This window comes from Nocardioides sp. cx-169, from assembly GCF_021083605.1.
Taxonomy (GTDB): Bacteria; Actinomycetota; Actinomycetes; order Propionibacteriales; family Nocardioidaceae; genus Nocardioides.
In genome coordinates, this window is the sequence record NZ_JAJNRO010000004.1 from 560,243 (window position 1) to 586,558 (window position 26,316).

A 26,316-nucleotide genomic window follows, 5' to 3' on the forward strand; every position below is an offset into this window, starting at 1 on the left:
GGTCTCGGCGTATCGGATCAGAAGACCTGGGGCAGGTCGCTCGCCTTCCCTGAGAAGCGCGGCGCGCGCTTCTCACGGAAGGCCGTGACGCCCTCCACGCCGTCGCCGACCGAGGTGTAGAACATCGCGAGCGAGTCCGACAGGTGCGCCTCGAGCGGGTCGGCGGCGGCTCCGTTGCGGTACAGCAGCTGCTTGGCCAGTCCGAGGGCGACGGGGGACCGGTCGACGACGAAGGAGCGGGCGAGCTCCTGGGCCGCCGGCAGCAGGTCGTCGGGCTCGTGCACCGAGCGCAGGAGTCGACCGGCCAGCGCCTGCTCCGCGGTGAGGATGTCCGCCGCGTACACCCACTCCAGGGCTTGCTGGATGCCGACGATGCGCGGCAGGAACCAGGAGGACGCGGCCTCCGGGACGATCCCGAGCCGGCCGAAGACGAAGCCGATGCGTGCCCGGGTCGAGGCGAGGCGCAGGTCCATCGCCAGGGTCATGGTGGCGCCGATGCCCACCGCGGCGCCGTTGATGGCGGCGAGGACGGGCTTGGGCAGGGCGTGGATCGCGAGGGTGACGCGGCCGCCGGTGTCGCGGACCCCGTCGTGGTACGGCGCCTCGCTCAGGTGGGCGCGCAGGTCCTCGGGCGTCGGGGCGAGGGTCTCGTCGAGACCGAACACGTTGCCCTGCGCCGACAGGTCCATGCCGGCGCAGAACGCCCGGCCCGCGCCGGTGACGACGACGGCGCGCACGGCGTCGTCGCGGGCGTCGGTGAGGAAGAAGCGCTCCAGCTCGCGGGCCATGGTCAGGTCGAACGCGTTGAGCGCGTCGGGGCGGTCCAGCGTCAGCGTCGCCACCCCGTCGTCGTCGACCTCCAGGGCGAGGGTCTCGTAGTCGGTCACCGGCGCCCCGGCAGCCCGCTCGCGGTGCACTGGGCGTCGGTGATGTCGTCGGTGCGGTCCTCGATGAAGGCCTGGAAGATCGGCTCGGCCCGGTCGCGGTCCCAGGTGTTGGCGGAGCCGTCGGTCACCGGCATGGTGCAGGTCCGACCGTCCTTGCCGCCGACCTTGGTCATGGCCAGCGCCCAGCGGCCGGCGTCGAGGGTGCTGGTGTCCTCGCCGAAGCCGAAGAACCCGGGCACCGCGTTGTTGAGCCGCCACCAGCGGACCGGGTTGACCACGGTCCACGGCGAGAGGACCTTCTTGCCGACGGCCGCCACGACCTCACGCTGGCGCTGGACCCGGTCCAGGTCGCCGAGCGCGGACTGCTTGCGCGAGCGCGAGTAGGCCAGCGCCTCGGTGCCGTCGATCTCCTGGCAGCCCTTCGCGATGTCCAGCCCCGCGAGCTTGTCCTTGATGGCCTTCTTCGGGCAGACCTCGATGCCGCCCACGGAGTCCACGACGCCCGCCACGCCGCCCAGGCCGATCTCGACGTACTCGTCGATGCGGATGCCGGTCGCGTTCTCGATCGTCTCCACCAGCAGTTTCGCCCCGCCGCGGGAGTAGGCGGAGTTGATCTTGCTCTCCCCGTGCCCCGGCATGTCGACGACCGAGTCGCGCGGGATCGACAGCAGCACGTCCGGTCCGTCGCCGGTGTGCAGGAGCATGATCGTGTCGGTGAGCTCGCTGCTGGGGTTGCCGGTGCTGAACCTCTTGCGCTCCTCCTTGGTCAGGCCCTTGCGGGAGTCGCTGCCGACCATGAGGTACGTCGTGCCGGGCTGGTCGCCCGGGCGGTCGCCATCGGGGGCGAACGCCACCTTGTCGGTGCTCCGCCACGCGAAGAACGGCACTGCCAGCGTGTAGACCAGCCACAGCGCCAGCACCAGGGGGACCAGGCGGAGCCAGAAGCGGGGTCGGCGCAACCGACTGCCGCCGCCGCCGCGCGTGGGCCGGGGGCCGGGCGCCGGGGCCGGCGCTGGGGAGCGGGGCGCGCGGCCGGGCGGGGGCTGCTGCGTGGGCATGACCCGGGTGGCGTCCTCGCGGGGGCGCTCGTGCTGGGGGCGCTGTGAGGGGCGTTGCTGTCGGGGGATGGCGCGCGTCGCGTCGGGTGGGGGCTCCTGCCCGCCCTTGGCGCCGTAGAGCCAGCCGTACTTGGTCCCATCCTCGGGACCGCCGTTCCCCGGACGATCTGCCATGGGCGCGACGCTACCGTGCGGGCGCCGACATCAGCTCTTCGAGCGACGCCGCGATGCCCTGGGTCGGCACGTCGAGGTCCTGGTGCAGCCCCGAGTAGCGTGGCCAGCGTGACGCCCGCACTCGAGCCCCGGTCACCGTCGTTCGCCCGCGTGTCCCTGGCGGTCATCACCTCCGAGCGGGAGGCCAACCTGCTCGGCAACATCCACGGCGGCGAGATCGTCAAGCTCGCCGACTCCACGGCGGGTGCGGTGGCGCAGCGCCACAGCGCCGGCCCGGCCGTGACGGCCGCGCTCGACGAGATGGCGTTCCTCGCGCCGGTGCACGTGGGCGACATCGTCCGGACCTTCAGTCAGGTCAACTGGGCCGGCAAGTCCTCGATGGAGGTCGGGGTGCGCGTGGAGGCGCAGCCCTGGGACGAGCCGTCGGCCGACAGCCTGCACGTCGCGTCGGCGTACTTCGTGTTCGTCGCGATCGACGAGGAGGGACGGCCGCGGCCGGTGCCGCCGCTCGCGCCGGAGTCGCCCGACGAGGTACGCCGCCTGCGCGAGGCGGAGATCCGCCGGGCGCACCGGCTGGCCCGCAAGCAGGAGATCGATCAGGGCCGCTCCTGAGGCTCTCGGCGCGTCGCAGCCGGCTGTGACGCGTGGGACTGGTGATACTGGGCGACAGCACTGTTCCTTCCCCCGGTGCTGGAAAGAGGCGTCCCATGTCCTCCACGGTCGAGCGTGCCTCGCGCGTCCGCTTCCGTCGAGCCATGTCGTTGATGGTGATGACACTCGTGGTCCCCGGCTCCGCGCAGCTCGTCGCCGGCAACCGCAGGGTCGGCCTCGTGGCCCTGCGGATCTGGCTGGGCATGCTCGGGCTGCTCGCGGTCACGCTGCTCGCTGTGGTCGTCGATCGCGGGCTGCTGATCTGGATGGGCACCAGCACCGGGCTGCTGCTCGTGATGCGCCTGGTGCTCACGGCGGCGGCCATCGGTTGGGCCGCCTTGCTCGTGGACGCCTGGCGGCTCGGTCAGCCGCTGACGCTGGGGATGAGCCATCGGCGCGCGATGGTCGGCGTCAACGGGCTGATGTGCTTCGCCGTCGCCGGCGTGCTGCTGTTCGGCGCCCACCTCGTGCAGGTGCAGCGCGACCTGCTCATCTCCCTCTCCGGCCACGGCGGCGACACCAGCGCCAACGATGGCCGCTACAACGTGCTGCTGATGGGCGGCGACTCCGGCGCGGGTCGCTGGGGCCTGCGCCCCGACTCCATGACCGTCGCCTCCATCGACGAGGACACGGGCCGCACCGTGCTGATCGGGCTGCCGCGCAACCTGGCGAACTTCCCGTTCGCCAAGGGCTCGGTGATGCGTGAGCAGTTCCCCGACGGCTTCGACTGCGACGGCTGCTACCTCAACGGCGTCAGCACCTGGGCCCAGGACAACCCCGAGCTGTTCCCGGACTCCGACAACCCCGGCGTGGACGCCACCGTGTCGGCCATCGAGGGCATCACCGGCCTGAAGATCAACTACTGGGCCATGGTCAACCTCGCCGGCTTCAAGGGCTTGGTCGACGCCGTCGGAGGAGTCACCCTCAACGTGCGCTCGCCGATCCCGGTCGGCGGCCTCGGTGACGATGTCACCGGCTACATCGAGCCGGGCGTGCGCAAGCTGAACGGCCACGACACCCTCTGGTACGCCCGGGCCCGCGAGGGCTCCGACGACTACTCGCGCATGGCGCGGCAGAAGTGCGTCATGAACGCGATGCTCGAGCAGGTCAGCCCCCAGTCGGTCGTCGCCAACTTCGGCGACCTCGCTCAGGCCTCGTCGGAGATGATCTCGACCAACGTCCCGACCTCGGAGTTCGACACCTTCGTCTCCCTCGCCCTCAAGGCGCGCGAGCAGAAGATGTCCACGCTCTCCCTGGTGCCCCCGATGATCGCCACCGCCCACCCCGACATCAAGCTGGTCAAGCGCAAGGTGCGCCAGGCCATCGACAAGGCCGAGGGCAAGACCGTCAACGCCCCCCAGAAGCCGAAGCGGCCGGATCCGAGCGTCGTCACCGGCGGCTCCGTCGGCTCCCTCAGCGAGGGCTACGCCGCCAACTCCGCCGACGACCTCGACGGCGCCTGCTGACCCCGCCTCCAGGTCGCGGGGGGGTCTCGAGGGAGCGCGGCGGCGGCCGTCTCGGTGGTCGAGGTGTGAGGCGCGGCGGCGGCCATCTCGGTGGTCGAGGTGTGAGGAGCGTCAGCGACGAGCCTCGAGACCCGGTGCACCCTGGGTGTCGGAGTTCGCGGTGATGGAGCTCGGCGCCGCCTTGGGGATGTCTACCGACTCCGCCAAGCGCTACGTCGGCGCCGCACTTGAGATCCGATACCGCCTCCCCAGGATCTGGGCCCGCGTCGAGGCCGGTCAGCTGGGGTTCTGGAAGGCCCGGTGGATCGCGGAGCACACCATGTGCCTACCCGCGGCGGGTGCCGCGTTCGTCGACGCCCGTCTCGGGTACTGCGCGCACAAGGTCTCCTACGCCGAGGTCGAACGACAGATCACCACCGCGATGGCCAGGTTCGACCCCGAGCAGGCCGAGAAGCTACGCCGCCAAGCCGCCGACGGACGCAAGCTCGACATCCACACCGACCACATGTCCCTCGAAGGGACCATCGACGTGTCCGGGACCCTGGACGCCCAAGACGCCCTCGACCTCGACACCGCGATCAACCGCCTCGCCGCGGACCGGAAGGCGGCCGGGTCCACCGAGTCGTTGGACGTACGACGCGCCCAGGCCGCCGGTGACCTCGCCCGCGGGCAAGACACGCTTGCCTTCGGTGATGAGGACAGCGAGGGGGGTTTCGAGACTCGCTGCGCTCGCACCTCAACCACCGAGGGCATCAAGATCACCCGAGTGATCGACCTGCACGTCCACCAGGCCGGGGTGTTCGGGGACCCGCACGCCACCGTCGGACGAGCCGGGCGCAAACCGGTGCTGGTCGAGACCATCCGCGAGTGGTGCGGGGCACCCGACACCGTCATCAACGTCAAGCCCGTGCGCGACCTCGCTGAGCACGTCCACGTCGCCGGCTACGAGCACCCGGCCCGGCTGGTCGAGCAGGACGACCTCATCGACCACACCTGCGTGTTCCCCTGGTGCACCCGACCAGCCGAGCGGTGCGACCACGACCACGTCACCCCCTACCAACGCGGCGGACCGACCTGCTCGTGCAACTCCGCACCCCTGTGCCGCGGGCACCACCGCCTGAAGACCCATGGCGGGTGGTCCTACGACGTGGTGGATCGCGGCAGCTACCTGTGGCACTCACCCCACGGCCACACCTACCGCCGCGACCACACCGGCACCGAACCCCTCCAACACCACAGACCCTGAGCGCCCCACACCCCGCCACCCGCGGGGCCACCGGCACGTCCGGTCGCCGAAACACGGCACGAGAGGCCCCGGAGCCTGGCCAGGCCGCGCGACCACCGCGGCGGAGACGCCCGAGGCCCGTCGGCAGTGCCGCGCTCCCGGCCCGGGGCGCACCGGCTGACCGGCGGCTGGGCGTTTCCTGCTCAGCGTCGCTGTGGGGACGCTCGTCGGCGTGCGCTGACGCGCCCCCTAGGGTGGTCGCCGTGACCCAGCAGCCGGACGTGAGCAGCCCCCGCGTCGTGGCGGTGGTGGTGACGTTCAACCGTCTCGGCCTGCTCCAGCGGCTCGTCGCCCGCCTGCGGGAGGTGCCCGAGCTGGCTGAGGTGCTGGTGGTCGACAACGCGTCGACCGACGGCACGGGGGAGTGGCTGGACGCCCAGCCCGACGTCGTACGGCGCACGCTCGCGGAGAACCGCGGCGGCGCCGGTGGCTTCCACGACGGGCTCGCGTGGGCGATGGAGCGTGGTGCGGACCTCGCGTGGCTCATGGACGACGACGGCCTGCCCGACCCCGACTGCCTGGGCCTGCTGCTCGAGCGCACCGACCTGGACTTCTGGGGACCGGTGGTCGTCGACGAGCAGCGCCCCGAGCGGCTGGTCTTCCCGATCCGGCTGCCCGGCGGCACCAGGACCGTGCACGAGCTGGACGACGTCCGCTCGGCGGCGGTGGACGGGCTCATCCGGGACGTGGTGATCCCCTTCAACGGCGTGCTCGTCACCCGGGCCCTGGTCGAGCGGATCGGACTGCCCCGCGCGGAGTTCTTCATCTGGGGCGACGACCACGAGTACCGCCTGCGCGCCGAGCGCGCCGGCGGGCGGATCGCCACGGTGGTGGGAGCGCGGGTGCTGCACCCCAGCGTGGGTGACCTCGGGACGCCGATGATGTTCGGCCGCACGACGTACAACCACACCCCCAGCGAGCTCAAGCACTACTGCATGGCCCGCAACAACACCGTCAACCTGCGCGCCTACCGGGGCTGGCCGCACGTGCTGATGTTCTGGACCAAGACCGTGTGGTTCTACCTGTTCACCCGCCCGCAGCCGCGCCGCATCCTGACCAGCGCCCGTGCCGCCGTCGCGGGCCTGCGCGGCGACTTCACCGGTCACCGGAGGTACCTCGCGTGACGCGCCCTCGCCCCGAGACGGTCGCGGTCGTCGTGGTGACCTACAACCGCGCCGATCTCCTGGTCGGCATGCTCGACGGCCTCGCCGCGCTCGAGCGCTGCCCGGATGCGGTCATCGTGGTCGACAACGCCAGCACCGACCACACCCCCCAGGTGCTCGCAGCCCGCACCGGCCTACCCCTGCAGGTGCTGACACCGGCCGAGAACCTCGGCGGCGCCGGCGGGTTCCACCTGGGCATGCGCACGGCGGTCGAGCAGGGCTTCGACCGGGTCTGGCTGATGGACGACGACGTCGTGCCGGCGCCCGACTGCCTCACCGTGCTGATGGCCCAGGACGAGGACTGCCTCGCCGCGGTCCGCGAGGACACCGCGGGCCGCCTGGTGGAGAAGGCCGCGACCCGCTTCGACCTGCGCAACCCGCTCGCGATCAAGCCCAAGACCGGCATGGTCGAGACCGACTACGGCTCCCGCGCGGCGATGCCGCCTCTGGTCGAGATCGAGAACGTCGCCTTCGAGGGCTTCCTCGTGCGGCGCAGCGTCGTCGAGGAGATCGGGCTGCCCGACCCGACGTTCTTCATCTTCTACGACGACGTCGACTTCGCGCTGCGCGCCCGCCGCGCCGGCCACCGCATCTGGGCGGTGCGCGACGCGGTACTGGTGCGTCAGCTCGACTTCGACCAGCAGCACGACCTGGCCGGGTGGAAGGGGTACTTCATGTACCGCAACCTCTTCGTCGTGCACCTGCGGTACGGCGAGAACCTCGCCGTCCGCCTCAAGCCGTGGCTGATCGCACTCGCGGTGCTGGTGCTCAGCCCACTGCACGGCGGCCGGGCAGAGGCCAGCAACGTCGTGCGGGCACTCCGCGACGCGCGCAGCATGCGCCGGCTGTCGCTCAGCGCGGCGCCGGGTCCGGGTCCTGGTCCTGGCTGACCCGCGGGGCCGGCGCGGCGACCAGGGAGGCGTCCCCGGGCTCCTCGCGCCTCAGGCGCGGCCGCAGCCCGACCCGGTTGCCCGTGGCCATGGCCGCCAGCCAGACGGTGGACGCGCCGAGGGCGGCGCCCGCGATCGCGTCGATGAAGAAGTGCCAGCCCAGGTAGACCGTGGAGAACACGGTGAGCACCAGGAACACCCACGACCCCACCCTCAGCCACCGCGCGAGACCGACGTACTCCACGATGAGGCAGATCGTCACCATGATCCCCACGTGCAGCGACGCGAACGCCGCGATCGTCTGCAGAGTGCCGGACCCGACCACGTCGCCGACGACGGCCAGGCGGTCGTCCCACATGCTCGCCTGGAGCTGGGAGACGTAGGTCTCGGGGAGGCCGGCGAAGGTCTTGGGGTCGGAGTAGATCGGGCCGACCGAAGGAAACAGCAGGTAGATGACCGCGCCGAGCGCCCAGTCGAAAGCGACCGCGGTGACGTACCAGGAGCCGGCGGCCGTGTGCCGGGTCCAGACCAGTGCGATCGCGATCGAGACCGGGACCAGGACGATCCAGATGATGTAGACCGCGGAGAACAGGTGCGCGGCGAAGCCGGTGCCGAGGATGTCGTGCAGCGCCTGGGCGGGGTCGTTGCCGAGCCACAGGAGCTTGTCGAGGCGGGCCATGGTGGTGTCGTAGACGTTGTCCGTCGCCGTGAAGGGCGCGCCCCCCTCCGCGTGGACGAACGGCACGAAGCTCTTCAGGTTGCGGAAGGTCGCGTAGCACAGGTACCACGCCATGACCCCACCCACGGCGAAGCGCCAGTGCGACGCCGGCCACCGCTCCCGGGTGATCTCCCGGAGCACCGTCCACAGCGACAGGGGAGCGCGGCGGGCCCGCCACAGGGCCCGCGGCACGATGTCGAGGGAGATGGCGCCCAGCACGATCGCCGGGAAGCGGATGTAGCCCGGGATCAGGCTGTCCGGATCGCGGATGGGCAGGTCCTCGAGCCAGGCGATGAGGAGCGTGGCCCCCGCCATGAGGAGCCCGGCGAGCCAGGCATAACGGAAGTCCTCGCCTAGGGACCGGGACGCCATTCGCACCTGCACCCGGACAGCCTAGAACGACCCCCGCCTCGGCGTCGCATCCGAATGTGACACACATCATGCGGGGTGCGTGGGAAGTGGGTCCTGGCCACCACCGATCCGTAGACTGACCGATCGTGCCCTCCCCTCACCCCAGCCCCGACGCCATGCCCGATCTCGTCGTCGTCGGTTCCGGCTTCTTCGGGCTGACCATCGCCGAGCGCTGCGCGAGCGAGCTGGGCCTCAAGGTGCTCGTGCTGGAGCGCCGCCACCACCTTGGGGGCAACGCCTACTCCGAGATCGACCCGGAGACCGGGATCGAGGTCCACGTCTACGGCACCCACCTGTTCCACACGTCGAACAAGAAGGTGTGGGACTACGTCAACCGCTTCACCAGCTTCACCGGGTACCAGCACCGCGTCTTCGCGAAGTACCAGGGGCAGGTCTACTCGTTCCCGATGAACCTCGCGCTGATCAACCAGTTCTTCGGCAAGTCGCACACCCCGGACGAGGCGCGCGCGCTGATCGCCGAGCAGGCCAGCGAGATCGCCACCGCCGACGCGACCAACCTCGAGGAGAAGGCGATCTCCCTCATCGGGCGGCCGCTCTACGAGGCGTTCGTCAAGGGCTACACCGCCAAGCAGTGGCAGACCGACCCCACCGAGCTGTCGGCCGACATCATCACCCGGCTGCCGGTGCGCTACACCTTCGACAACCGCTACTTCAACGACGACTTCGAGGGCCTGCCGACCGACGGCTACACCGCCTGGCTCACCCGGATGGCCGACCACCCCAACATCGAGGTCCGCCTCGAGACCGACTTCTTCGCGGTGGCCGACGACTACAAGGGCAAGGTGCCGATCGTCTACACGGGGCCGGTCGACGAGTACTTCGACAACGCCGAGGGGCGGCTGTCGTGGCGCACCGTGGACCTCGAGGCCGAGACGCTCGACGTGGACGACTTCCAGGGCACCGGCGTGGTCAACTACAACGACCAGGAGGTGCCGTGGACCCGGATCCTGGAGTTCAAGCACCTGCACCCTGAGCGGACCTACCTGCCGGGCAAGACCATCGTGGTCCACGAGTACAGCCGGTTCGCGGAGGACGACGACGAGCCGTACTACCCGATCAACACCGCCGACGACCGGGCCAAGCTGCTGAAGTACCGCGAGCGCGCCAAGCGTGAGCCTATGGTGCTCTTCGGTGGTCGGCTGGGCACCTACAAGTACCTCGACATGCACATGGCCATCGGCTCGGCGCTGTCGATGTTCGAGAACAAGCTGAAGCCGCACTTCGCCGACGGTGCGCCGTTGACGAGCGGGGGAGTGGACGAATGACCACGCGACTGCTGCAACGACAGATCTTTCCGCTCGACCGGGACTTCGACGTCCTCCCGCTGTACGTCGACCCGGAGGAGGCCCGCCTCGACGCCGACCGCTACGAGATCGGCGGCAACCGGGCGGCCAAGGACCTCAACAACGCCGCGATCCGGCAGTCGACCTCGACCGGCCGGGCGATCCACCCCGACCAGATCGAGTCGCGCACCTCGTTCCGCGTGAAGTCGGGGGAGCGGCTGTCCTTCGGCACCTACTTCAACGCCTTCCCGGCCAGCTACTGGCGCCGCTGGACCATCGTCAAGGCCGTCACGCTCACCGTCGAGGTGTCCGGGCGGGGCGCCAGCGTCATCGTCTACAAGTCGATGGCCAACGGGCGCTCGCAGCGGGTCGAGTCGGCGACCGTGGGACAGGAGGGCGCCGCGACCTTCGTCTTCGAGCTGACCCTGAAGCCGTTCGTCGACGGGGGCTGGTACTGGTACAACGTCGTCGCCGGCGACGAGGACGTGGTGGTTGCCTCGGCCGAGTGGACCGCCGAGGTGCCCGAGGACCGCGCCGAGCACGGCACCCTCGACCTGGCCATCACAACGATGAACCGCCCCGACTTCTGCGCCAAGCTCCTCCAGCAGGTCGGCGAGGACGAGCAGCTTCGCCCCTACCTCGACACCGTCCTCGTCATGGAGCAGGGCACCGACAAGGTCGTCGACTCCCCGGAGTTCGCGAAGGCCGAGGCGGCCCTCGGCGACACGCTGCGGGTCATCGAGCAGGGCAACCTCGGTGGCTCCGGCGGCTACGCGCGCGGCCAGCTCGAGTCGGTCCGCAAGGGCACCGCGACCTACGCGATGATGATGGACGACGACGTCGTCTGCGAGCCCGAGGGCATCATCCGGGCCATCACCTTCGCCGACCTCGCCCGGCGGCCCACGCTGGTCGGCGGCCACATGTTCAGCCTCTACAGCCGCTCGCGGCTGCACTCCTTCGGCGAGATCGTCCAGCCGTGGCGCTTCTGGTGGCAGTCGCCGCTCGACACCTACTCCGACTGGGACCTCGCGGCCCGCAACCTGCGCTCCAGCCGGTGGATGCACAAGCGCATCGACGTGGACTTCAACGGCTGGTTCATGTGCCTCATCCCGCGTCAGGTGCTCGAGGAGATCGGGCTGTCGCTGCCGCTCTTCATCAAGTGGGACGACTCCGAGTACGGCCTGCGCGCCAAGGAGGCCGGCTACCCGACGGTGACCCTGCCCGGCGCCGCCGTGTGGCACGTCCCGTGGACCGACAAGAACGACGCCCTGGACTGGCAGGCCTACTTCCACCACCGCAACCGGCTGATCGCGGCGCTGCTCCACTCGCCCTACCCCAAGGGCGGGCGGATGATCCGCGAGAGCCTCAACCACCAGATCGCGCACCTGGTGTCGATGCAGTACTCCACCGCCGAGCTGCGCCTGCAGGCCATGGAGGACGTCCTGGCCGGGCCGCACGTGCTGCACCGGATGCTGCCGGTGCGCCTGGGCGAGGTCAACGCCACGCGCAAGGAGTTCTCCGACGCCCAGCTCCAGCCGGACCCCGACGCGTTCCCGGACGTGCGGCGCAAGAAGCCGCCGCGCAAGGGCCGCGACCCGGTCGAGATCCCGGGCCGCCTCGCCCAGCTGGTCACCGCCGGCCTGGCGCCGCTGCGCCAGCTCAAGCCGCCGCGCGAGCTGTCCCGCGAGCACCCCGAGGCCGAGGTGCGCGCGATGGACGCCCGCTGGTACCGCCTCGCCGGCTACGACTCCGCCATCGTGTCGATGAACGACGGCACCTCGGCGGCGTTCTACCAGCGCGACCCCGCCCTCTTCCGCAGCCTCACCAAGCGGACCGTCGAGCTCCACGAGCGCTTCCGGCGCGAGTGGCCGCGCCTCGCCCGGCTGTACCGCGAGGAGCTCGACTCGATCACCGCCCCGGAAGCATGGGACGAGACGTTCAAGCCGTGGACCGAGCGGGCCGATGACTGAGGTCGCAGCTCCCCGGCGCGTCGTCGACGCCCCCCTGGTGAGCCCGTCCCCGTCGGCGGGCCTCCTGGAGGTCTTCCGGCGGCGCTACCTCCTGCGCCTGCTCGTACGGCGCGAGGTCAACGCGCGCTACCAGGCCTCGGCGCTCGGGTTCCTGTGGTCCTACATCAACCCGCTCTCGCAGCTGTTCATCTTCTGGTTCGTCATGGGCAAGATCATGGACCGCGGCACCGAGATGTTCGCCGTGCACGTGTTCTGCGGGCTGATCATCGTCCAGTTCTTCGTGGAGACGTTCAACGCCGGCACCCGCTCGATCGTGCGCAACAAGGCGCTGGTGCGCAAGATGGCGGTGCCACGGGAGATGTTCCCCGTGGCCTCGATGATGGTCTCGCTCTACCACATCGGGCCGCAGCTGATCGTGCTGCTGATCATCTGCGTCTCCTGCGGCTGGACGCCGGACCCGGTCGCCCTGCTCGGGTTCGTGCTGGCGCTGGGCATCATCTGCCTGCTCGGCACCGGGCTCGCGCTGGTCTTCAGCGTGGCCAACGTGTTCATGCGTGACGTCGGCAGCTTCGTCACCATCCTCAGCAACTTCGTGCGCTTCGGCGTCCCCATGATCTACCCCTACAGCCTGGTGGAGGATCGCTTCGGCGCCGCCGCGGGCTACTACCTGTTCAACCCCGTCGCCGACGCGGTGCTGCTGGTCCAGCAGGCGTTCTGGGTAGGGACCACCAGCGACCCCGCGGCGACCCAGGCCGAGCACATCCCGGACAACCTCTTCGCCTACTCCTTCCTCGCCCTCGGCATCGGATTCGTGATGCTGGTGATCGGCCAGCTGGTCTTCCGCCGCTTCGAGAACCGGATCCCGGAGCGCCTCTGATGACCTCCTACCCCGCCTCCACCTCGATCGTGATCGACAACGTCACGAAGGAGTTCACGCTCCGCTACCACCGCACCCTGAAGCAGATGAGCGTCGCGCTGATGAAGGGTCGCGACATCAGCGACACCTTCCGCGCCCTCGAGGACGTCAGCTTCACCGTCGAGCAGGGCGAGTCGATCGGCCTCATGGGGCTCAACGGCTCGGGCAAGAGCACGCTGCTCAAGCTGGTCCAGGGCGTCATGCGGCCCGACGCGGGCAAGGTCCTCACCCGCGGGCGGATCGCCGGGCTGATCGCCACCGGCGCCGGCTTCCACCCCCAGCTCAACGGGCGCGACAACATCTTCCTCAACGCCGCCGTGCTCGGGATGACCGAGCAGGAGACGAAGCGGAAGTTCGACGAGATCGTCGAGTTCGCCGACATAGGCCGGTTCCTGGACAGCCCGGTCGGCAACTACTCCTCGGGCATGTTCGCCCGCCTGGGGTTCTCCGTGGCCATCCACGTCGACTCCGACATCTTCCTGGCCGACGAGGCCCTGGCCGTCGGCGACCGCCCGTTCCGACGCAAGTGCATGGAGAAGATGCAGGAGGTCCGCGACAGCGGACGCACCCTCTTCTACGTCAGCCACTCGGCCGGCTCCGTCCGTCAGATGTGCGACCGGGTCATCGTCCTCGAGAAGGGCCGCGTCGGCTTCGACGGCGGCGTCAACGCCGGCATCCGCTACCTCAAGTACGACGACGGCAACGACAACGAGAGCGACCAGGTCGACGAGGCCATCGGCAACGACATCTGACCCCTCGACCTCCTCGGCGTTGTGGCACGCGCCCGCACCCACCCCCACAGCATGGACAGCTGCTCGGTCACCGCGTGCCCGAAGTGGCCGCGGTTGAGGTTGTCGGCGTAGTAGTGGGAGCCGGACAGCGAGGCGGGGGCGGGGGAGCGCCAGGTGTCGAACGGGACGGCGTCGAACGCGGTGACGATGTCCTCCCGCCGCCTCAAAGTAGGTGGGCCGGCTTGACAAATCTTCAATTCGTCGGCGTGTCGACTGGAAATTACACGATTGTAGTTACTCAGATCCTCTAGGCGGAGCCCTGTTACGCGTGTGACAGTTGCGGCTCGTGTGAATCTTCCCCTCGCACTGGAGTCGTAGAAAATGCCTTCTCACCGAGCCCGTTTCGTCACCGCGTGCCAGCAGCTGCTGACGCTCGGCCTGGTCTGTGCCGTCCTCGTGCCCGCCGCCAACGTCGTCTCCCTCGACGTGGTGCAGCGAGCGCCGGTCACCTCGGCGCCCACCGCGCTCGCGGCGTACGCCAAGACCACCGCGATGAAGTCCGTGCTGCCCGCGGGCGTCGTGGACCCGGTCGTCACCGAGGTGCCCCTCACTGCACCGTCGGGCGTGCGCGGCCGGGTCGCGGCCGGCAGCCTCCAGGCCCGGGTCGTCCCGGGCAAGGGTCGCGGCAGCGAGCTCACCAGCCTCCCGCAGAAGGTGACCGGCTACGGCGCCGTCGGCGTCACGTGGGAGCACGGCAAGCAGCTCACGGAGGAGGCGATCCAGGTCCACGTGCGCACCGAGACCGCGGACGCGTGGACCGAGTGGATGCCCGTTCAGTACGACGCCGACCACGGCCCGGACCCCCGCAGCGCGGAGGCCAGGAACGCCCGGCCGGGCACCGACGCCCTGCTCGTCGGGGATGTCGACGAGGTCCAGGTCAAGGTCACCACCACTGACGGTGCGGCGCCTCCCGACCTGCGCCTGGCCGTGATCGCACCCGGCGAGCCGGAGGCGACCACGGTCGAGGCCCCGGAGATCGACACGCGCGAGGCCGCGCCGACCGGCGTAGCCGGCGACGTGACGGTGCCGCAGGCGCCGGCCGAGGGCACCGGTGAGGCGGAGGGGGCGATCGACCTCCAGGCCGCGACGTTCACGCCGAAGCCCGTCATCTACTCGCGGGCCCAGTGGGGTGCCGACGAGCGGATGCGCGACAAGGGGTCGCTGCACTACTTCGAGGTGCACGCCGGCTTCGTGCACCACACGGTCAACGCCAACGACTACTCGCAGGCCGAGGTCCCCGGCCTCCTGCGCAGCATCTACGCCTACCACACCAGGTCCCGGGGCTGGTCCGACATCGGCTACAACTACCTCGTCGACCGGTTCGGCCGGATCTGGGAGGGGCGCGCCGGCGGCGTGGACCGCCCGGTGGTCGGGGCGCACACCCTGGGCTACAACGACTACGCGTTCGCCATGTCGGCGATCGGCAACTTCGACATCAAGCAGCCGCCGGCGGCGATGGTCCAGGCCTACGGCGCGCTGTTCGCCTGGAAGCTGTCCCTGCACGGGGTGACGGCGTCCTCGCCGTCGCAGCGCGTGGGCAAGAAGAGCTTCCGCGCCATCAACGGCCACCGCGACGCCGGGTCCACCGCGTGCCCGGGCAAGTACCTCTACGCCAAGATCCCCAGGATCCGGGAGCTGGCCACCGCCGCCCAGCGCGGCTGGACCGGTCGCGAGCTCGAGTCGAACCTCGCCTCGACGGCGCACCCCGACCTGATCGTGCGCAATGCCAGCGACAAGATGGGCTACGTGGTGCCCACCGGCGGGCTCACGACCATCGCCCCGGCCAAGACCGTCCTCACCGGCGCCGACGGTCTCGACACGGTGGTGGCCTCGCCCGACCTGACCGGGGATCGCAAGGGCGACCTGTTCGTGCGGTCGAAGGACGGGACGGCCGGGGTCCTGCCGGGCAACAACGCCGGCGCCTTCGGCTCCCTGGTCAAGCAGACCCGCGGCTTCGCCGGCCACGACGCGATCACGGCGGTGGGCGACCTCGACCGCGACGGCCGCAACGACCTCGTCGCGCGCACCGCGGCCGGCCGGCTCAACGCGTTCCTCGGCGCCGGTGGCGGCTCCTTCGCCAAGCGCGGTCTCGTCGGCACCGCCTGGGGGACCTACGACAAGATCGTCGGAGCCGGCGACGTCAACGGCGACGGGCACGTCGACCTGCTGGGCCGCGAGCGCGGCACCGGCACGATGTACCTGCACGCCGGGCTTGCCGGAGCCAAGTTCAAGAAGCGCGTGGTGGTGGCGCGGGGCTGGACGCCGTTCGACACGCTCACCGGGCTCGGCGACTACAACGCCGATGGGCGGGCCGACCTGTACGTGCGCCGCGGGGACACCAAGCTCGGCTACGTGCTGCCGGGTCTCGGCAACGGCACCTACGGGCATGCGCTCGGCCCGATCGTGCGCACCAAGACCGTCGGCGCGCTGAGCGGCGCCCCCCTGGTGGCCGGCGGCGCCCCCGACCTCATTGCGCGCCGCGGGGGGGCGGTGGTGCTCTTCGCCAACCGCAACACGTGGGAGACCGGCGCCCCCATCGCGACCGGCATCAGCCTCGCCAACGCCGACACCGTGCTCAACGCCGGCGACTGGAACCGCGACGGCCACGGCGACATGGTCACGCGCAACAAGAAGAACGGCAACCTGTACCTGCGTCTTGGCGACGGCAAGGGCCGGTTCGGGGCACTGCGGCTCCTGGCCAAGGGCTTCAAGAAGGTGCAGCTGCTGGCGGCGGTCGGCGACATGACCGGCGACGGCTGGCCGGACCTCATGGGCCAGCCCGCGGGCGGGTCGATGATGATCTACCCGGGCCTGGGCACCGGGGGACTGGCCGCCGGCTACGTCGCGGCCGGCCGGGTCGCGGCGAGCCGGCAGATCCCGGTGGGCCGATGGGACGCCGACGGCGCCCCGGACTCGCTGTTCCGCAACGGCACCCGGCTGCTGGTGCGCCCCGGCAACGGGCCCGGCGGGCTGACCGGGTCCAAGACGCTGTCGGTGGACCTCGCGCCGTACGACTGGGTGGTGGGGATCAGCGACATCGGCCTCACCGGGCACTCCGACCTGATCCTGCGCGAGCGGGCCACAGGCTACCTCTACCTGCTGCCCCTCACCGCCGCAGGCGTCGGGGCGCGCCGGTTCCTCGCCGAGGGGATGGGGGGCTACGACCTGGCGGGCTAGCGGTCCCAGAGACGTCCTGGGCTCATGCAGGGAAGCGGGCGGTGGCGTGCTCGGCGGCATACGTCGCCTCGAGCCGTTCCCGCTCGGCATGGGCCACCAGGACCAGTGAGCCGCCCTTCGCGAGCGGCTCGCTGAACGTGGCGACACCTGGTGGGGAAGCCGGGTTCGCCACCGAGAGGAGACGGCCGCCATCGGCGACGAGAGTTCCGGTGGCGGCCGTTCTCCACAGCTCCTCCTGGCTCACCTCGACTCCGCCGAAGCAGGTGGCCGGGTCGCCGGCCTGCGGCGGGTTCCAGGGCACGAACGAGTCCGGCTGCGACCAGATCTCGGCCCCCACGTCGTGCACGTGCTTCGGCACCGGCTCGGCGAACCGCACGCCGAGGGGCAGCAGCGAGCACGCCAGCACCGGCAGCTCCTCGGCCCGCGGCGCCCAGGCGTCCAGCGTGTCGGGGCCGCACACCACCGCGTCCGGGGTGTCGGTGTCGCTCACCACCAGCCCGGCCGTCCAGGCCGCCCCGAGGAAGACCGGGCCCAGCCAGTGCGCCGGCAGGTCCACGCGCAGGCGGTCGCCCCGCTCGAGGTCCAGCTCCTCGACCAGCAGCGAGGCGGCCTTCGCCACCCAGTTGGCGTACGTCGTCACGGACAGCTCGACCCGTTCGCCGGTCGCGTCGTCGTAGAAGGTGACCAGCGGCCGGCCTCCGTCCGAGTGGAGCCGCCGGGCCAGGACTGCGGGGAAGGTCGTCACCTCCTCAGTCTCCCCGAGCGGCCTCCGCACCCGGACACCAGTGGCGCCACTAGGCTCGCGCCCATGTCTGCCATCGAGGGATTCTGGGCGGTGATCCCGGCCGGTGGCGCGGGGACCCGTCTGTGGCCGCTGTCGCGCGCGTCGTCGCCCAAGTTCCTGCGGGACCTCACCGGCAGCGGGCGCTCGCTCCTCCAGGGCACCTACGACCGGCTGGCACCGCTCGCCGAGGACCGGTTCGTCGTGGTGACGGGCCGCGCCCACCGCGCGGCCGTGGTCGCGCAGCTGCCGGAGGTGACGGCGGGCTCGGTGCTCGCCGAGCCGTCGGCCCGCGACTCGATGGCCGCCATCGGCCTGGCCGCCGCGCTGCTGGAGCGCGCCGACCCCGACGCCGTCATGGGCTCCTTCGCGGCCGACCACGTGATCGCGGACGAGGAGGCCTTCCGCGACTGCGTGCGTACGGCGGTCGAGGTCGCGCGCGACGGATGGCTCGTGACGCTCGGGATCGAGCCGACCTTCGCGTCGTCGGCCTTCGGCTACGTCCACCTCGGCGACCCGCTCGCCGCCCACGTGGGCGCCTTCGAGGTGCACGAGTTCGTGGAGAAGCCGTCCGTGGAGGTGGCCCGCGGCTACCTCGCGTCGGGCGACTTCCGCTGGAACGCGGGAATGTTCGTGGTGCGGCCCACCGTGCTGCTCGACCTGCTGGCCGCCGGCGACCCCGCGTTCGCGGCGGCGCTGCGGGCACTGGCCGCCGACCCCGACACCCTGGACCAGGTCTGGGCGACCCTGCCCAGGATCGCGCTCGACCACGCGGTCGCCGAGCCGGCGGCGGCGGCGGGCCGGGTGGCCACCGTGCCGGCGTCGTTCGGCTGGGACGACATCGGCGACTTCGACTCGCTGGCGACGCTGCTGCGAGACGACGTCGCCGGCACCGCCGTCCTGGGCGACGACGCGCTGGTGCTCGCCGTCGACTCGACCGGACTGGTCGTGCCGGGCACCGGTCGGACGGTGGCGGTGGTCGGGCTCGACGAGGTGGTCGTCGTCGACACCCCGGACGCGCTGCTGGTCACCACCCGCGCGCGAGCGCAGGACGTCAAGCAGGTCGTGGCCGCGCTCAAGGAGTCGCGGCCCGACCTCACCTGACCGGCCGGCTACTCGACGTTGGGCTCGGGGGAGTCGAGGTAGGGGTACTCGACCATGAAGTCCTCGAGGGCCTCACCGCTGAACTCCGTGCAGTACTGCCACACGCCGACCTGCTTGGAGGCGTCGCTCTCGCCCTCGCCGCCGACGGACCAGTGCGTGTAGGCGATGTGCTTGTCCTCGGGGAACTTCGCGCCGTCCTTCTCGTCCGCCGAGGTCCATGGCGCGGCGATGAACTTGTAGCGGTAGTTGTCGGTGCCCGGGAACTTGCGGGAGACGGCCTTCAGCTCGGTCAGTGCCTCGTTGTCGTCCGCGATCGTCTCGTCGTACCAGACGATGGTGTAGCCGTGCTCGAGGTTGTGGACGAGCGACTCCAGAGGGGGACGGTCGTCGGCGACGTAGAACTTCTCCGAGAACGGCGCCGGCGCGACGCCGTACTCGTTCCAGTGCGCCCCGAACGCCGGCGGTGCGTCGTCGTAGGCGACCGGCGTGTTGGTGGGGACGTGGTCGTTGCTGCCCTCCGCCGGCTTGGTGGTGATCTCGTCGCACGCCGTGGCCGGCGCGCCGATCGTGGCCAGGTCCAGGTCCTGGAACTTGCGCAGGTCCCAGCTGTTCTTGATCGGTCGGTACGCCGCGGCGCCGACGATGAGCAGGGCCACGACGACGCAGACGCCCACGATCATGAAGCCGCGGCGCTTCTCGGCGCTCTTCTGCTTCTTGCGGATGTCGTCGATGACCTTCTGGCGGTCGGACTTGGCTGGCTTGGCCACGGCGGGAGGTACCTCTGTTCGGGTCAGGGTCGCGGAGAGTCTACGGAGTTGCCGGGCGCAGACGCAGTCGGCGGTGCCGGCTGCTCTCCTCGACCACCCAGCCGTGCGCGAACGCGAGCACCGCGACGAGCTGGCGGGGGGCCTCGTCGGTGATCTCCAGGCCGCCGTCGTACGCCGTCGTGCGCGCCTGCAGGCCGTGCAGGGCGGCCGCCAGCTCCTCGGCCGGGGCGGGCGTGCCGAACACCACGCGATCCGCGGGGTCGCCGGTCACGGCCCGGACGACCGCCTCGCGGGCGCCGAAGCCGAACAGGTCCGCGCCCTCCGCGCGCACGAGCGCCACGGCCCCGGGCCCGTTGTCCTCCGGGGGCAGCACCAGGTCGGCGCGGCCGCGCACCGCGGCGACCGGGCGGGCGCCGAGCTTGCCCTGGGCGAGCTCGGCCAGGCCGGCCAGCTCGTCTGCGACGGCGGGCGCGGTCACGGCCAGCTCGTTGCCGTGCGCGTCGATCCGGCCCGCGAAGTCCTCGGCGACGACGAGTCCTGCGGCGCCCACAGCGAGGTCGGTCTGGCCCTCGCGCCACGCCCGTCCGGCGGTGTCGGTCACCACGACCGCGACATTGCGGCCGGTGAGCCGGCGCAGCTCGGCGCGCAGCGCCCGCGCCGACGCGTCGGGGTCGAGGGGGAGCAGGACGACCGAGCCGCGCTCGACGTTGGAGGCGTCGATCCCGCCCGCGGCCAGGACCAGGCCGTGGTGGGTCCGCACGATCGTGGTCGGGCCGCGCCGGGCGACGACGCGCGCGGTCTCGCCGGGCAGCGCCTCCTCGCGGGTGCCGGGCACGACCCGGCCCTCGGCCTTGCTCACCACCTTGCTCGTGACCACGACGACGTCACCGTCGGCCAGGTCGGGCAGCGCGCCCGCGACCATCGCCGCGAGGTCGTCGCCCTCCCGGACCTCGGGAAGCCCGTCCGGCGCGGTGGCCGACACTGTGGGGCCGCTCATCGGACCCCCGCTCATCGGACCAGGTCGATCGCCGCGGCCGCCATCGCCGCGGTGGCGTCGTGGTCGGTCATCATCAGCGGTACGGCGCGGCAGGCCAGGCCGGCGTCCGTCAACTGCTCGACCTGGGCGGCGTCGCGCTCGTCGACCAGCCAGCCGTCGAGCACCCCGCCCTGGGAGCGGGCGCCGTAGTGCAGGCCGACCCCCGCGGCGCTGACCTGCACGCCGATCGAGGTCAGCATCTGCTCGGCCATGCCGCGCACGTGGGTGCCGCCGACGATGGGGGAGAGGCCGACCACCGGGGCGCGGGTGGCGCGCAGGGCCTCGCGCACCCGGGGCACGCCCAGGATCGTGCCGACCGACACCACCGGGTTGGAGGGGGGCAGCACCACGAGGTCGGCGTCGGTGATCGCGTCGATCACGCCGGGGCCGGGGGTGGCCTCGTCGAGCCCCACGAAGAGCACCGACTCGGCCGGCACCGAGGCCCGCAGCCGGACCCAGTACTCCTGGAAGTGGATGACGCGGCGCCCGCTCGGCGCGTCGGGGTCGGCGATCGCGACGTGGGTCTCGACCCGGTCGTCGGTCATCGGGAGCAGCCGGAGGCCGGGGTGCGCCGGGGCGAGCCAGCGGCGGCACAGCGCCTCGGTGACGGCCGAGAGCGGGTAGCCGGCGTCGAGCATCTGCGTGCGCACCAGGTGGGTGGCGACGTCGCGGTCGCCCAGGCCGAACCAGGTCGGCTCCACGCCGTAGGCGGCGAGCTCGGTCTTGACGCTCCAGGTCTCCTCCCGCCGCCCCCAGCCGCGCTCGAGGTCGATGCCGTCGCCGAGGGTGTACATCACGGTGTCGAGGTCCGGGCAGACCTTGAGGCCGTGCACCCACAGGTCGTCGGCGGTGTTGGCGACCACGCTCACCTGGGCGTCGGGAGCGACCCCGGGCAGGACGCCGACGGTGATGCCGTGCAGCAGACCCTGCAGGAACCGTGCCCCGCCCATGCCGCCGGAGAGGACCGTGATGTGCTTCAGCATGGCCGTTACCTTGCCGCACGCGGTGGGGTCAGCGGCGAGGCGGTGGCTCCATTAGCAGATCAGGGCTTGACTTCGGGGGTACGACAGGCATGTAATTCCCACAGTGTTGTTCTGGGGTGTTGCTGGGTCGAAAGGGTGAGAACCGTGAGAGAACTGTTTCTTCTCGAACCGGACGCCGAGGATGCGGGGTGGCAGGACCGTGCGCTCTGTGCACAGACCGATCCGGAGGCGTTCTTCCCTGAGAAGGGTGGATCCACGAGGGAGGCCAAGAAGGTCTGTCTCACGTGCGAGGTGCGAGACGACTGTCTCGAGGCCGCGCTGTTCAACGACGAGCGCTTCGGCATCTGGGGCGGTCTCTCCGAGCGGGAACGTCGCAAGCTGAAGAAGCGCGCCGTCTGACTCTGAAGGAATACCCCGGCCCGGGTGGCCGGGGTTCCTCCATTTTCGGGCCTCTTCGCTGCGGGACTAGGGTGGCCGATCGTGTCTGGGACCTCGGTAGCCGCGCTTCTCGTCAGCCATGACGGCGGGCGCTGGCTCCCCACGGTCATCCAGGGTCTGCGCGCCCAGACCCGCCCCGTCGATCGCGTCCTCGCGGTCGACACCGGCAGCAAGGACGGCAGCGCCGACCTCCTCGAGCAGGCCTTCGGACCCGACTCCGTGCTGCGGACCTCCGGCGCCACCCACTTCCCGGCCGCGGTCGGCCTCGCACTGGAGCGCCTGAGCGGCGAGGCCGCGGCGCCCGGCGGGCCGGTCGAGTGGGTCTGGATCCTGCACGACGACGCCAACCCCGATCCCGCCGCGCTGGCCACCCTGCTCGCCGCCGCGCAGGAGCACCCCGAGGCGGACGTGCTCGGGCCGACCCTGCGCGAGTGGCCGTCGCTGCGCCGGCTGCTCGAGGTCGGGATCACGATCTCCGGCACGGGGCGACGCGAGACCGGGCTGGAGCGGGGCGAGTTCGACCAGGGCCAGCACTCCGCCGTACGGCGCGTGCTCGCCGTCAACACCGCCGGCATGCTCGTGCGCCGCCGGGTGCTCGAGGAGCTGGAAGGCTTCGACGACCAGCTGCCGATCTTCGGCAACGACCTGGACTTCGGCTGGCGCGCCGCGGCCGCCGGCCACACCACGCTCGTGGTTCCGGAAGCGGTCGTGTTCCACGCCGAGGCCGCTCACCGCGGCGTCCGGCGCACCCCGCTCACCGGCCGGCATACCCACTACCAGGAGCGCCGGGCGGCGCTCTACACCCTGCTGGTCAACGCCCGGGGCCGGGCGCTGCCGTTCCAGGTGCTGCGACTCGGTCTCGGCACCCTGGTGCGGATGGTCGGCTTCCTGCTGGTGCGCTCGGTGGGGGAGGCGCTCGACGAGCTCGCGGCACTGGTCTCGCTCTACTCCAGCCCGCGGCGCGTCCTCGCGGCCCGTCGCGAGCGGCAGGGGCGCCAGGTGGCCGACCCCGCCGAGGTGCGGGCGCTCCTGGCGCCGCCCTGGCTGCCGTACCGGCACGGGCTCGACTTCGTCAGCGACCTAGCGGCTGCCGCCACCCACCAGGCCGCCGACGTGGCCGAGCGCCGCCGGGCCGCCGCCATCGAGCGCGACCCGTCCTCGCTCGCGGCCCGGCGCCCCGTCACCGACGACGACGAGGAGGCCTTCGAGGACTCCGGAGCCGTCGCCCGCTTCCTGACCAACCCCATCGCGGTCTTGCTGTCCCTGTTCGTCCTCGCCGCGGTGCTCAGCGCCCGCGAGGCGTTCGGCACCGTCGTGGGCGGTGGGCTGTCGCCGGTCCCGGACTCGGCCGGCGCCTGGTGGGGCCTGTACCTGGAGTCCTGGCACCCACTCGGGCAGGGCACCGCGGTGCCGGCACCGGCGTACCTGCTGCCGCTGGCGCTGGTGGCCTCGGTCCTCGGCCCCGGCCTGAGTGTCTCGGCCCTGCTGGTCCTCGCCGTGCCCGGCGGGGTCTGGGGCGCGTGGCGCTTCCTGCGGGTCGTCGGACGCCTGGTGTCGCACCGGGGCGCGCCGCGCTGGGTCCTGCTCTGGGGCGCCACGACCTACGCGCTGGTGCCGATCACGAGCGGGGCGTGGGGCGACGGGCGCCTGGGCCCGGTGGTCGCGGCCGTGCTGCTGCCCTGGCTCGCGCACGCCGCGCTGGGCTTCGCCGACCCGTCGGCGGACCGCCGCTGGCGCGCCGGCTGGCGCACCGCGCTGCTGCTGGCGCTGACGACCGCCTTCGCGCCGGTGGCCTGGCTCTTCGGCCTGGCCGTCGGCCTGGTCGTGGTCGCCGCGGCCTTCGCGATCGTGCCGTCGGCCATGCGCGACCGCTCCACCTGGGGCCCGCCGGCCACTGCCATCGCCGCGGTCCCCGTCCTTCTCGCGCCGTGGTGGGTACCGCTGCTGCTGCACGGGGCCGCGGCCGGTCTGGTGCTCGACATCGGGCGGCTGCCGGCCCCGCGCGTGGAGTCGCTGGACCTGCTCACCGGCCGCCTCGGCGAGCTCGGGGCGCCATGGTGGCTGGGCGCCATCCTGCTCGCCGCGGCCGTGCTCGCGCTGGTGCCGCGCGCCACCCGGATTCCGGTGCTGGTCTGCTGGGTCGTGGCCCTCGTGGCGGGCGCCCTCGCCGCCGTGCTCGGCAACCTCACGATCACCCTCGACGCCACCACCACGCAGCCCGGCGTCAGCTTCCTGGTCGTGGTGCTGCAGGGTGCCTTCGTCGTCGCCGCCACCCTCGGCGGGCAGGGACTGCTCCTCGGCTCGGCCCCGCGCCGGCCTGCGGGGCGGTCGCTGGTCGCGGCGGTGGCCGTCCTCGCCACCGTGGTGCCGATCGGAGGCCTGGTGTGGTTCGGGGCCGGGGGCCACGACCGCCTCGCCGACGCCGAGGACACCGACATCCCCGCCTACATGGTCCAGAGCTCGCGCACCGGCGACGCCCACGGGATCCTCGTGGTCCGCGGCTCGGTCGAGGACGGGCTGACCTACACGGTCCGCCGCGGTGACGGGGTCACCCTCGGCGAGGACGAGATCCTGGACCTCGACACCGCCGAGGCCGGGTTCACCGAGCTCGTGACCACGCTGCTCTCGCGACCGACGCCGGGCGTCGTCAGCGCGCTCGCCGAGGAGGGGATCGAGTACGTCGTGCTCCCCGCGCCCGCCGACGGGTCGGTGGCCGCGGCCCTCGACGCCACCCCGGGGCTCGTCCAGGCGAGCGCCGAGGAGCGCACCACCCGCGCGTGGCAGGTCGCTCGCCCGCTCGACCAGGACGCCGTCGACGGCCCTCGCTCGTGGGTGCGCATCGGGCTGCTGGTCCTTCAGGCGGTTGCGATCGTCGTGGTCGCGGTGCTCTGCGCCCCCAGCACGAGGAGGGGCCGACGATGAGCGCCACCGGCAACCACTCCGGCAACCACTCCGGCAACCACTCCGGCAACCACTCCGGCAACCAGTCCGGCCGCTCCCGCGGGCGGCGCCTGGACATCACGACCGTGCTGGCGGTCGTGCTGCCGCTGCTGACCGCCGGCACCCTGCTCACCGTGCACCCCGACGCGGCGGAGCCGTCGGCGCGCCCACCCGCGCAGACCTCGCTCTCGCGGACCGTGGTGGTCTGCCCGGGCGGCTCTCGCGAGGTTCGCGTGGCGAGCGGCACCGACGCCGGCGGCGCCACGGCGTACACCGTCGGGGACACCGAGGGACAGGCCGAGGTCCGACCGGGCCGGGTCACCACCCTGACCACGGGGCCCGGCCCCTTCGTCGCCAGGCCCGAGGGCGCCCTCGCGGCCGGCCTGGTCGCCGGCCGCTTCGACCGGCCGCTCGCTGCGGCCGAGTGCCGGGCCCCGGCGCCGGACCTGTGGTTCACCGGCCTGGGCGCCGGAGCCCGCCACACCTCCGTCCTCGAGCTGGTCAATCCTGACGGTGGTCCGGCGATCGTCGATGCGACGCTCTACGGGGTCTCGGGTGTCGTCGACGCGCCGGAGCTCCGGGGCGTCGCCGTCCCACCGCGCGGCGTCGTCCGGCTCGACCTGGGTGCGCTCGTGCCGCGGCGCGACGAGCTGGCCGTCCACGTCACCACCGCCCGCGGCCGCGTCGCCGCGAGCATGCGCGACCGGCAGCAGGAGCTCGGCACCGGCGGCGCTGCCGACGACTGGCTGCCCGCCCAGGCCGCCCCTGCCACCAGCAACCTGCTGCTCGGGGTCACCCCCGGCAAGGGCCTGCACAACCTGGTGCTCCTCAACCCGGGCGAGGACGAGACCCGGGCGACGGTCCGGCTGGTCTCGCCGAGCGCGGTCTTCCGGCCAGCCGGCCTCGAGGAGGTGGTGCTGCCACCGCGCAGCGTCACCCGGGTCTCCCTCGCGCAGGTGTTGACCGGCAAGGCCGCGAAGGGAGTCACCGGGCTGCTCGTCGAGGCGCCCGGCCCGATCACCGCCACGCTGCGCTCCTACGTCCGACGCGACCTGTCCCACGCCGTCGCCGGCACCCCGCTCACCTCGGCCGCCACGCTCGTGGCGCCGGCGGGCGACAAGCGCCTCGAGCTGGCCGGTGCCACGCGCGCCGGCGCCGTCGCCGTCACCGCCCGCGCCGCGAACGGGACGGTGCTCGCCGAGGAGACGATCGAGGTTCAGCCCGGTCGCGGCTTCGGCCTCGGCCTGCCCCCCGCCACCGCCCTCCTCACCGTCAGCCCCGAGCGAACCGAGGTCACCGGTGCCCTCGTCGTCACCGAGGGCGCCCGGGTCGCCGTCCTCCGGCTGCGCGAGCTCGTCACCAGCAGCCTCGTCGGCGACGTACGTCCCGGGCTGCCCTAGCGAGGT

Annotated in this window: 21 protein-coding genes; 14 read left to right on the forward strand and 7 right to left on the reverse strand. The window is 72.0% G+C overall.

The window, feature by feature from the left end; all coding sequences use genetic code 11:
• Nucleotides 1–17: 17 nt before the first annotated feature.
• Together LRP67_RS08505 and LRP67_RS08510 are read right to left on the reverse strand one after the other, a co-directional pair.
• Nucleotides 18–887, reverse strand: coding sequence for a crotonase/enoyl-CoA hydratase family protein (locus tag LRP67_RS08505; protein ID WP_231269733.1), 870 nt, complete (start codon nt 885–887; stop codon nt 18–20).
• Complete coding sequence (locus tag LRP67_RS08510) at nt 884–2,119, reverse strand: LCP family protein (RefSeq protein WP_231269734.1); 1,236 nt, start codon at nt 2,117–2,119, stop codon at nt 884–886. The genes LRP67_RS08505 and LRP67_RS08510 overlap by 4 nt, the downstream gene beginning before the upstream one ends.
• A 108-nt stretch (nt 2,120–2,227) precedes the next feature.
• On the opposite strand from LRP67_RS08510, the gene LRP67_RS08515 reads away from it, so the two are divergent.
• The 5 genes from LRP67_RS08515 to LRP67_RS08535 all read left to right on the forward strand — a co-directional run bounded on the left by LRP67_RS08515 (nt 2,228) and on the right by LRP67_RS08535 (nt 7,574).
• Nucleotides 2,228–2,731, forward strand: a complete 504-nt coding sequence (locus LRP67_RS08515) for an acyl-CoA thioesterase (protein WP_231269735.1) — start codon at nt 2,228–2,230, stop codon at nt 2,729–2,731.
• Nucleotides 2,732–2,826: 95 nt separating this feature from the next.
• Nucleotides 2,827–4,236, forward strand: a complete 1,410-nt coding sequence (locus LRP67_RS08520; protein ID WP_231269736.1) for an LCP family protein — start codon at nt 2,827–2,829, stop codon at nt 4,234–4,236.
• Nucleotides 4,237–4,399: 163 nt separating this feature from the next.
• On the forward strand, nt 4,400–5,482 hold the full coding sequence (locus LRP67_RS08525) for an HNH endonuclease signature motif containing protein (RefSeq protein WP_269211352.1): 1,083 nt from the start codon (nt 4,400–4,402) through the stop codon (nt 5,480–5,482).
• 242 nt (nt 5,483–5,724) lie between these two features.
• On the forward strand, nt 5,725–6,645 hold the full coding sequence (locus LRP67_RS08530) for a glycosyltransferase family 2 protein (protein ID WP_231269738.1): 921 nt from the start codon (nt 5,725–5,727) through the stop codon (nt 6,643–6,645).
• Nucleotides 6,642–7,574: a glycosyltransferase family 2 protein gene (locus tag LRP67_RS08535; RefSeq protein WP_231269739.1), complete on the forward strand. Its 933-nt coding sequence runs from the start codon at nt 6,642–6,644 to the stop codon at nt 7,572–7,574. The genes LRP67_RS08530 and LRP67_RS08535 overlap by 4 nt, the downstream gene beginning before the upstream one ends.
• On the opposite strand, the gene LRP67_RS21825 is transcribed toward LRP67_RS08535, so the two are convergent.
• Complete coding sequence (locus tag LRP67_RS21825) at nt 7,537–8,676, reverse strand: phosphatase PAP2 family protein (RefSeq protein ID WP_231269740.1); 1,140 nt, start codon at nt 8,674–8,676, stop codon at nt 7,537–7,539. The two genes, LRP67_RS08535 and LRP67_RS21825, sit on opposite strands and share 38 nt — an antisense overlap.
• 143 nt (nt 8,677–8,819) lie before the next feature.
• Here LRP67_RS21825 and glf point away from each other — a divergent pair, with 143 nt between their 5' ends.
• The 5 genes from glf to LRP67_RS08565 all read left to right on the forward strand — a co-directional run bounded on the left by glf (nt 8,820) and on the right by LRP67_RS08565 (nt 16,861).
• Nucleotides 8,820–9,989, forward strand: coding sequence for a UDP-galactopyranose mutase (glf, locus tag LRP67_RS08545; protein ID WP_231270017.1), 1,170 nt, complete (start codon nt 8,820–8,822; stop codon nt 9,987–9,989).
• Nucleotides 9,986–11,977 (forward strand): glycosyltransferase, encoded by a 1,992-nt coding sequence (locus tag LRP67_RS08550; protein WP_231269741.1) that lies wholly within the window; start codon nt 9,986–9,988, stop codon nt 11,975–11,977. The genes glf and LRP67_RS08550 overlap by 4 nt, the downstream gene beginning before the upstream one ends.
• Entirely contained in the window at nt 11,970–12,854 is an 885-nt protein-coding gene (locus LRP67_RS08555) for an ABC transporter permease (RefSeq protein WP_231269742.1), read from the forward strand. Before LRP67_RS08550 ends, LRP67_RS08555 begins: the two co-directional genes overlap by 8 nt.
• The gene (locus tag LRP67_RS08560) at nt 12,854–13,645 is read left to right on the forward strand and encodes an ABC transporter ATP-binding protein (RefSeq protein WP_231269743.1); all 792 of its coding nucleotides are present in this window, start codon (nt 12,854–12,856) and stop codon (nt 13,643–13,645) included. The genes LRP67_RS08555 and LRP67_RS08560 overlap by 1 nt, the downstream gene beginning before the upstream one ends.
• A gap of 360 nt (nt 13,646–14,005) precedes the next feature.
• Nucleotides 14,006–16,861 carry an FG-GAP-like repeat-containing protein gene (locus LRP67_RS08565; RefSeq protein ID WP_231269744.1) on the forward strand — a complete coding sequence of 952 codons (2,856 nt, stop codon included), beginning with the start codon at nt 14,006–14,008 and terminating at the stop codon, nt 16,859–16,861.
• Between the two features lie 22 nt (nt 16,862–16,883).
• Here LRP67_RS08565 and LRP67_RS08570 read toward each other — a convergent pair whose 3' ends face one another.
• Entirely contained in the window at nt 16,884–17,606 is a 723-nt protein-coding gene (locus LRP67_RS08570; RefSeq protein WP_231269745.1) for a TIGR03089 family protein, read from the reverse strand.
• A gap of 63 nt (nt 17,607–17,669) precedes the next feature.
• On the opposite strand from LRP67_RS08570, the gene LRP67_RS08575 reads away from it, so the two are divergent.
• A complete protein-coding gene (locus tag LRP67_RS08575; protein WP_231269746.1) occupies nt 17,670–18,746 on the forward strand; it encodes a mannose-1-phosphate guanylyltransferase in 1,077 nt (358 codons plus the stop codon).
• Between the two features lie 8 nt (nt 18,747–18,754).
• On the opposite strand, the gene LRP67_RS08580 is transcribed toward LRP67_RS08575, so the two are convergent.
• The 3 genes from LRP67_RS08580 to cofD are packed head-to-tail and all read right to left on the reverse strand — an operon-like array spanning nt 18,755 to nt 21,532.
• Complete coding sequence (locus LRP67_RS08580; RefSeq protein WP_231269747.1) at nt 18,755–19,513, reverse strand: DUF3105 domain-containing protein; 759 nt, start codon at nt 19,511–19,513, stop codon at nt 18,755–18,757.
• A 40-nt stretch (nt 19,514–19,553) separates the two neighbouring features.
• Nucleotides 19,554–20,510 (reverse strand): coenzyme F420-0:L-glutamate ligase, encoded by a 957-nt coding sequence (locus LRP67_RS08585; RefSeq protein ID WP_231269748.1) that lies wholly within the window; start codon nt 20,508–20,510, stop codon nt 19,554–19,556.
• 11 nt (nt 20,511–20,521) lie between these two features.
• Nucleotides 20,522–21,532 (reverse strand): 2-phospho-L-lactate transferase, encoded by a 1,011-nt coding sequence (cofD, locus tag LRP67_RS08590; protein WP_231269749.1) that lies wholly within the window; start codon nt 21,530–21,532, stop codon nt 20,522–20,524.
• Between the two features lie 144 nt (nt 21,533–21,676).
• On the opposite strand from cofD, the gene LRP67_RS08595 reads away from it, so the two are divergent.
• The 3 genes from LRP67_RS08595 (at nt 21,677) to LRP67_RS08605 (ending at nt 26,310) form a co-directional block, all read left to right on the forward strand.
• The gene (locus tag LRP67_RS08595) at nt 21,677–21,931 is read left to right on the forward strand and encodes a WhiB family transcriptional regulator (RefSeq protein WP_091026910.1); all 255 of its coding nucleotides are present in this window, start codon (nt 21,677–21,679) and stop codon (nt 21,929–21,931) included.
• An 81-nt stretch (nt 21,932–22,012) separates the two neighbouring features.
• Nucleotides 22,013–24,892, forward strand: a complete 2,880-nt coding sequence (locus LRP67_RS08600; protein WP_231269750.1) for a glycosyltransferase family 2 protein — start codon at nt 22,013–22,015, stop codon at nt 24,890–24,892.
• Nucleotides 24,889–26,310, forward strand: a complete 1,422-nt coding sequence (locus tag LRP67_RS08605) for a DUF5719 family protein (protein WP_231269751.1) — start codon at nt 24,889–24,891, stop codon at nt 26,308–26,310. The genes LRP67_RS08600 and LRP67_RS08605 overlap by 4 nt, the downstream gene beginning before the upstream one ends.
• The last annotated feature ends 6 nt before the right edge of the window (nt 26,311–26,316 follow it).

Excerpts from the sequence above, each read along its gene's own strand:
- LRP67_RS08510 (WP_231269734.1), bottom strand. The coding sequence starts at position 2,119 with ATGGCAGATCGTCCGGGGAACGGCGGTCCCGAGGATGGGACCAAGTAC.
- LRP67_RS08585 (WP_231269748.1), bottom strand. The coding sequence starts at position 20,510 with ATGAGCGGCCCCACAGTGTCGGCCACCGCGCCGGACGGGCTTCCCGAG.
- LRP67_RS08525 (WP_269211352.1), top strand. The coding sequence starts at position 4,400 with ATGGAGCTCGGCGCCGCCTTGGGGATGTCTACCGACTCCGCCAAGCGC.
- LRP67_RS08555 (WP_231269742.1), top strand. The coding sequence starts at position 11,970 with ATGACTGAGGTCGCAGCTCCCCGGCGCGTCGTCGACGCCCCCCTGGTG.
- LRP67_RS08550 (WP_231269741.1), top strand. The coding sequence starts at position 9,986 with ATGACCACGCGACTGCTGCAACGACAGATCTTTCCGCTCGACCGGGAC.
- glf (WP_231270017.1), top strand. The coding sequence starts at position 8,820 with ATGCCCGATCTCGTCGTCGTCGGTTCCGGCTTCTTCGGGCTGACCATC.
- LRP67_RS08565 (WP_231269744.1), top strand. The coding sequence starts at position 14,006 with ATGCCTTCTCACCGAGCCCGTTTCGTCACCGCGTGCCAGCAGCTGCTG.
- cofD (WP_231269749.1), bottom strand. The coding sequence starts at position 21,532 with ATGCTGAAGCACATCACGGTCCTCTCCGGCGGCATGGGCGGGGCACGG.
- LRP67_RS08560 (WP_231269743.1), top strand. The coding sequence starts at position 12,854 with ATGACCTCCTACCCCGCCTCCACCTCGATCGTGATCGACAACGTCACG.
- LRP67_RS08605 (WP_231269751.1), top strand. The coding sequence starts at position 24,889 with ATGAGCGCCACCGGCAACCACTCCGGCAACCACTCCGGCAACCACTCC.
- LRP67_RS08520 (WP_231269736.1), top strand. The coding sequence starts at position 2,827 with ATGTCCTCCACGGTCGAGCGTGCCTCGCGCGTCCGCTTCCGTCGAGCC.
- LRP67_RS08575 (WP_231269746.1), top strand. The coding sequence starts at position 17,670 with ATGTCTGCCATCGAGGGATTCTGGGCGGTGATCCCGGCCGGTGGCGCG.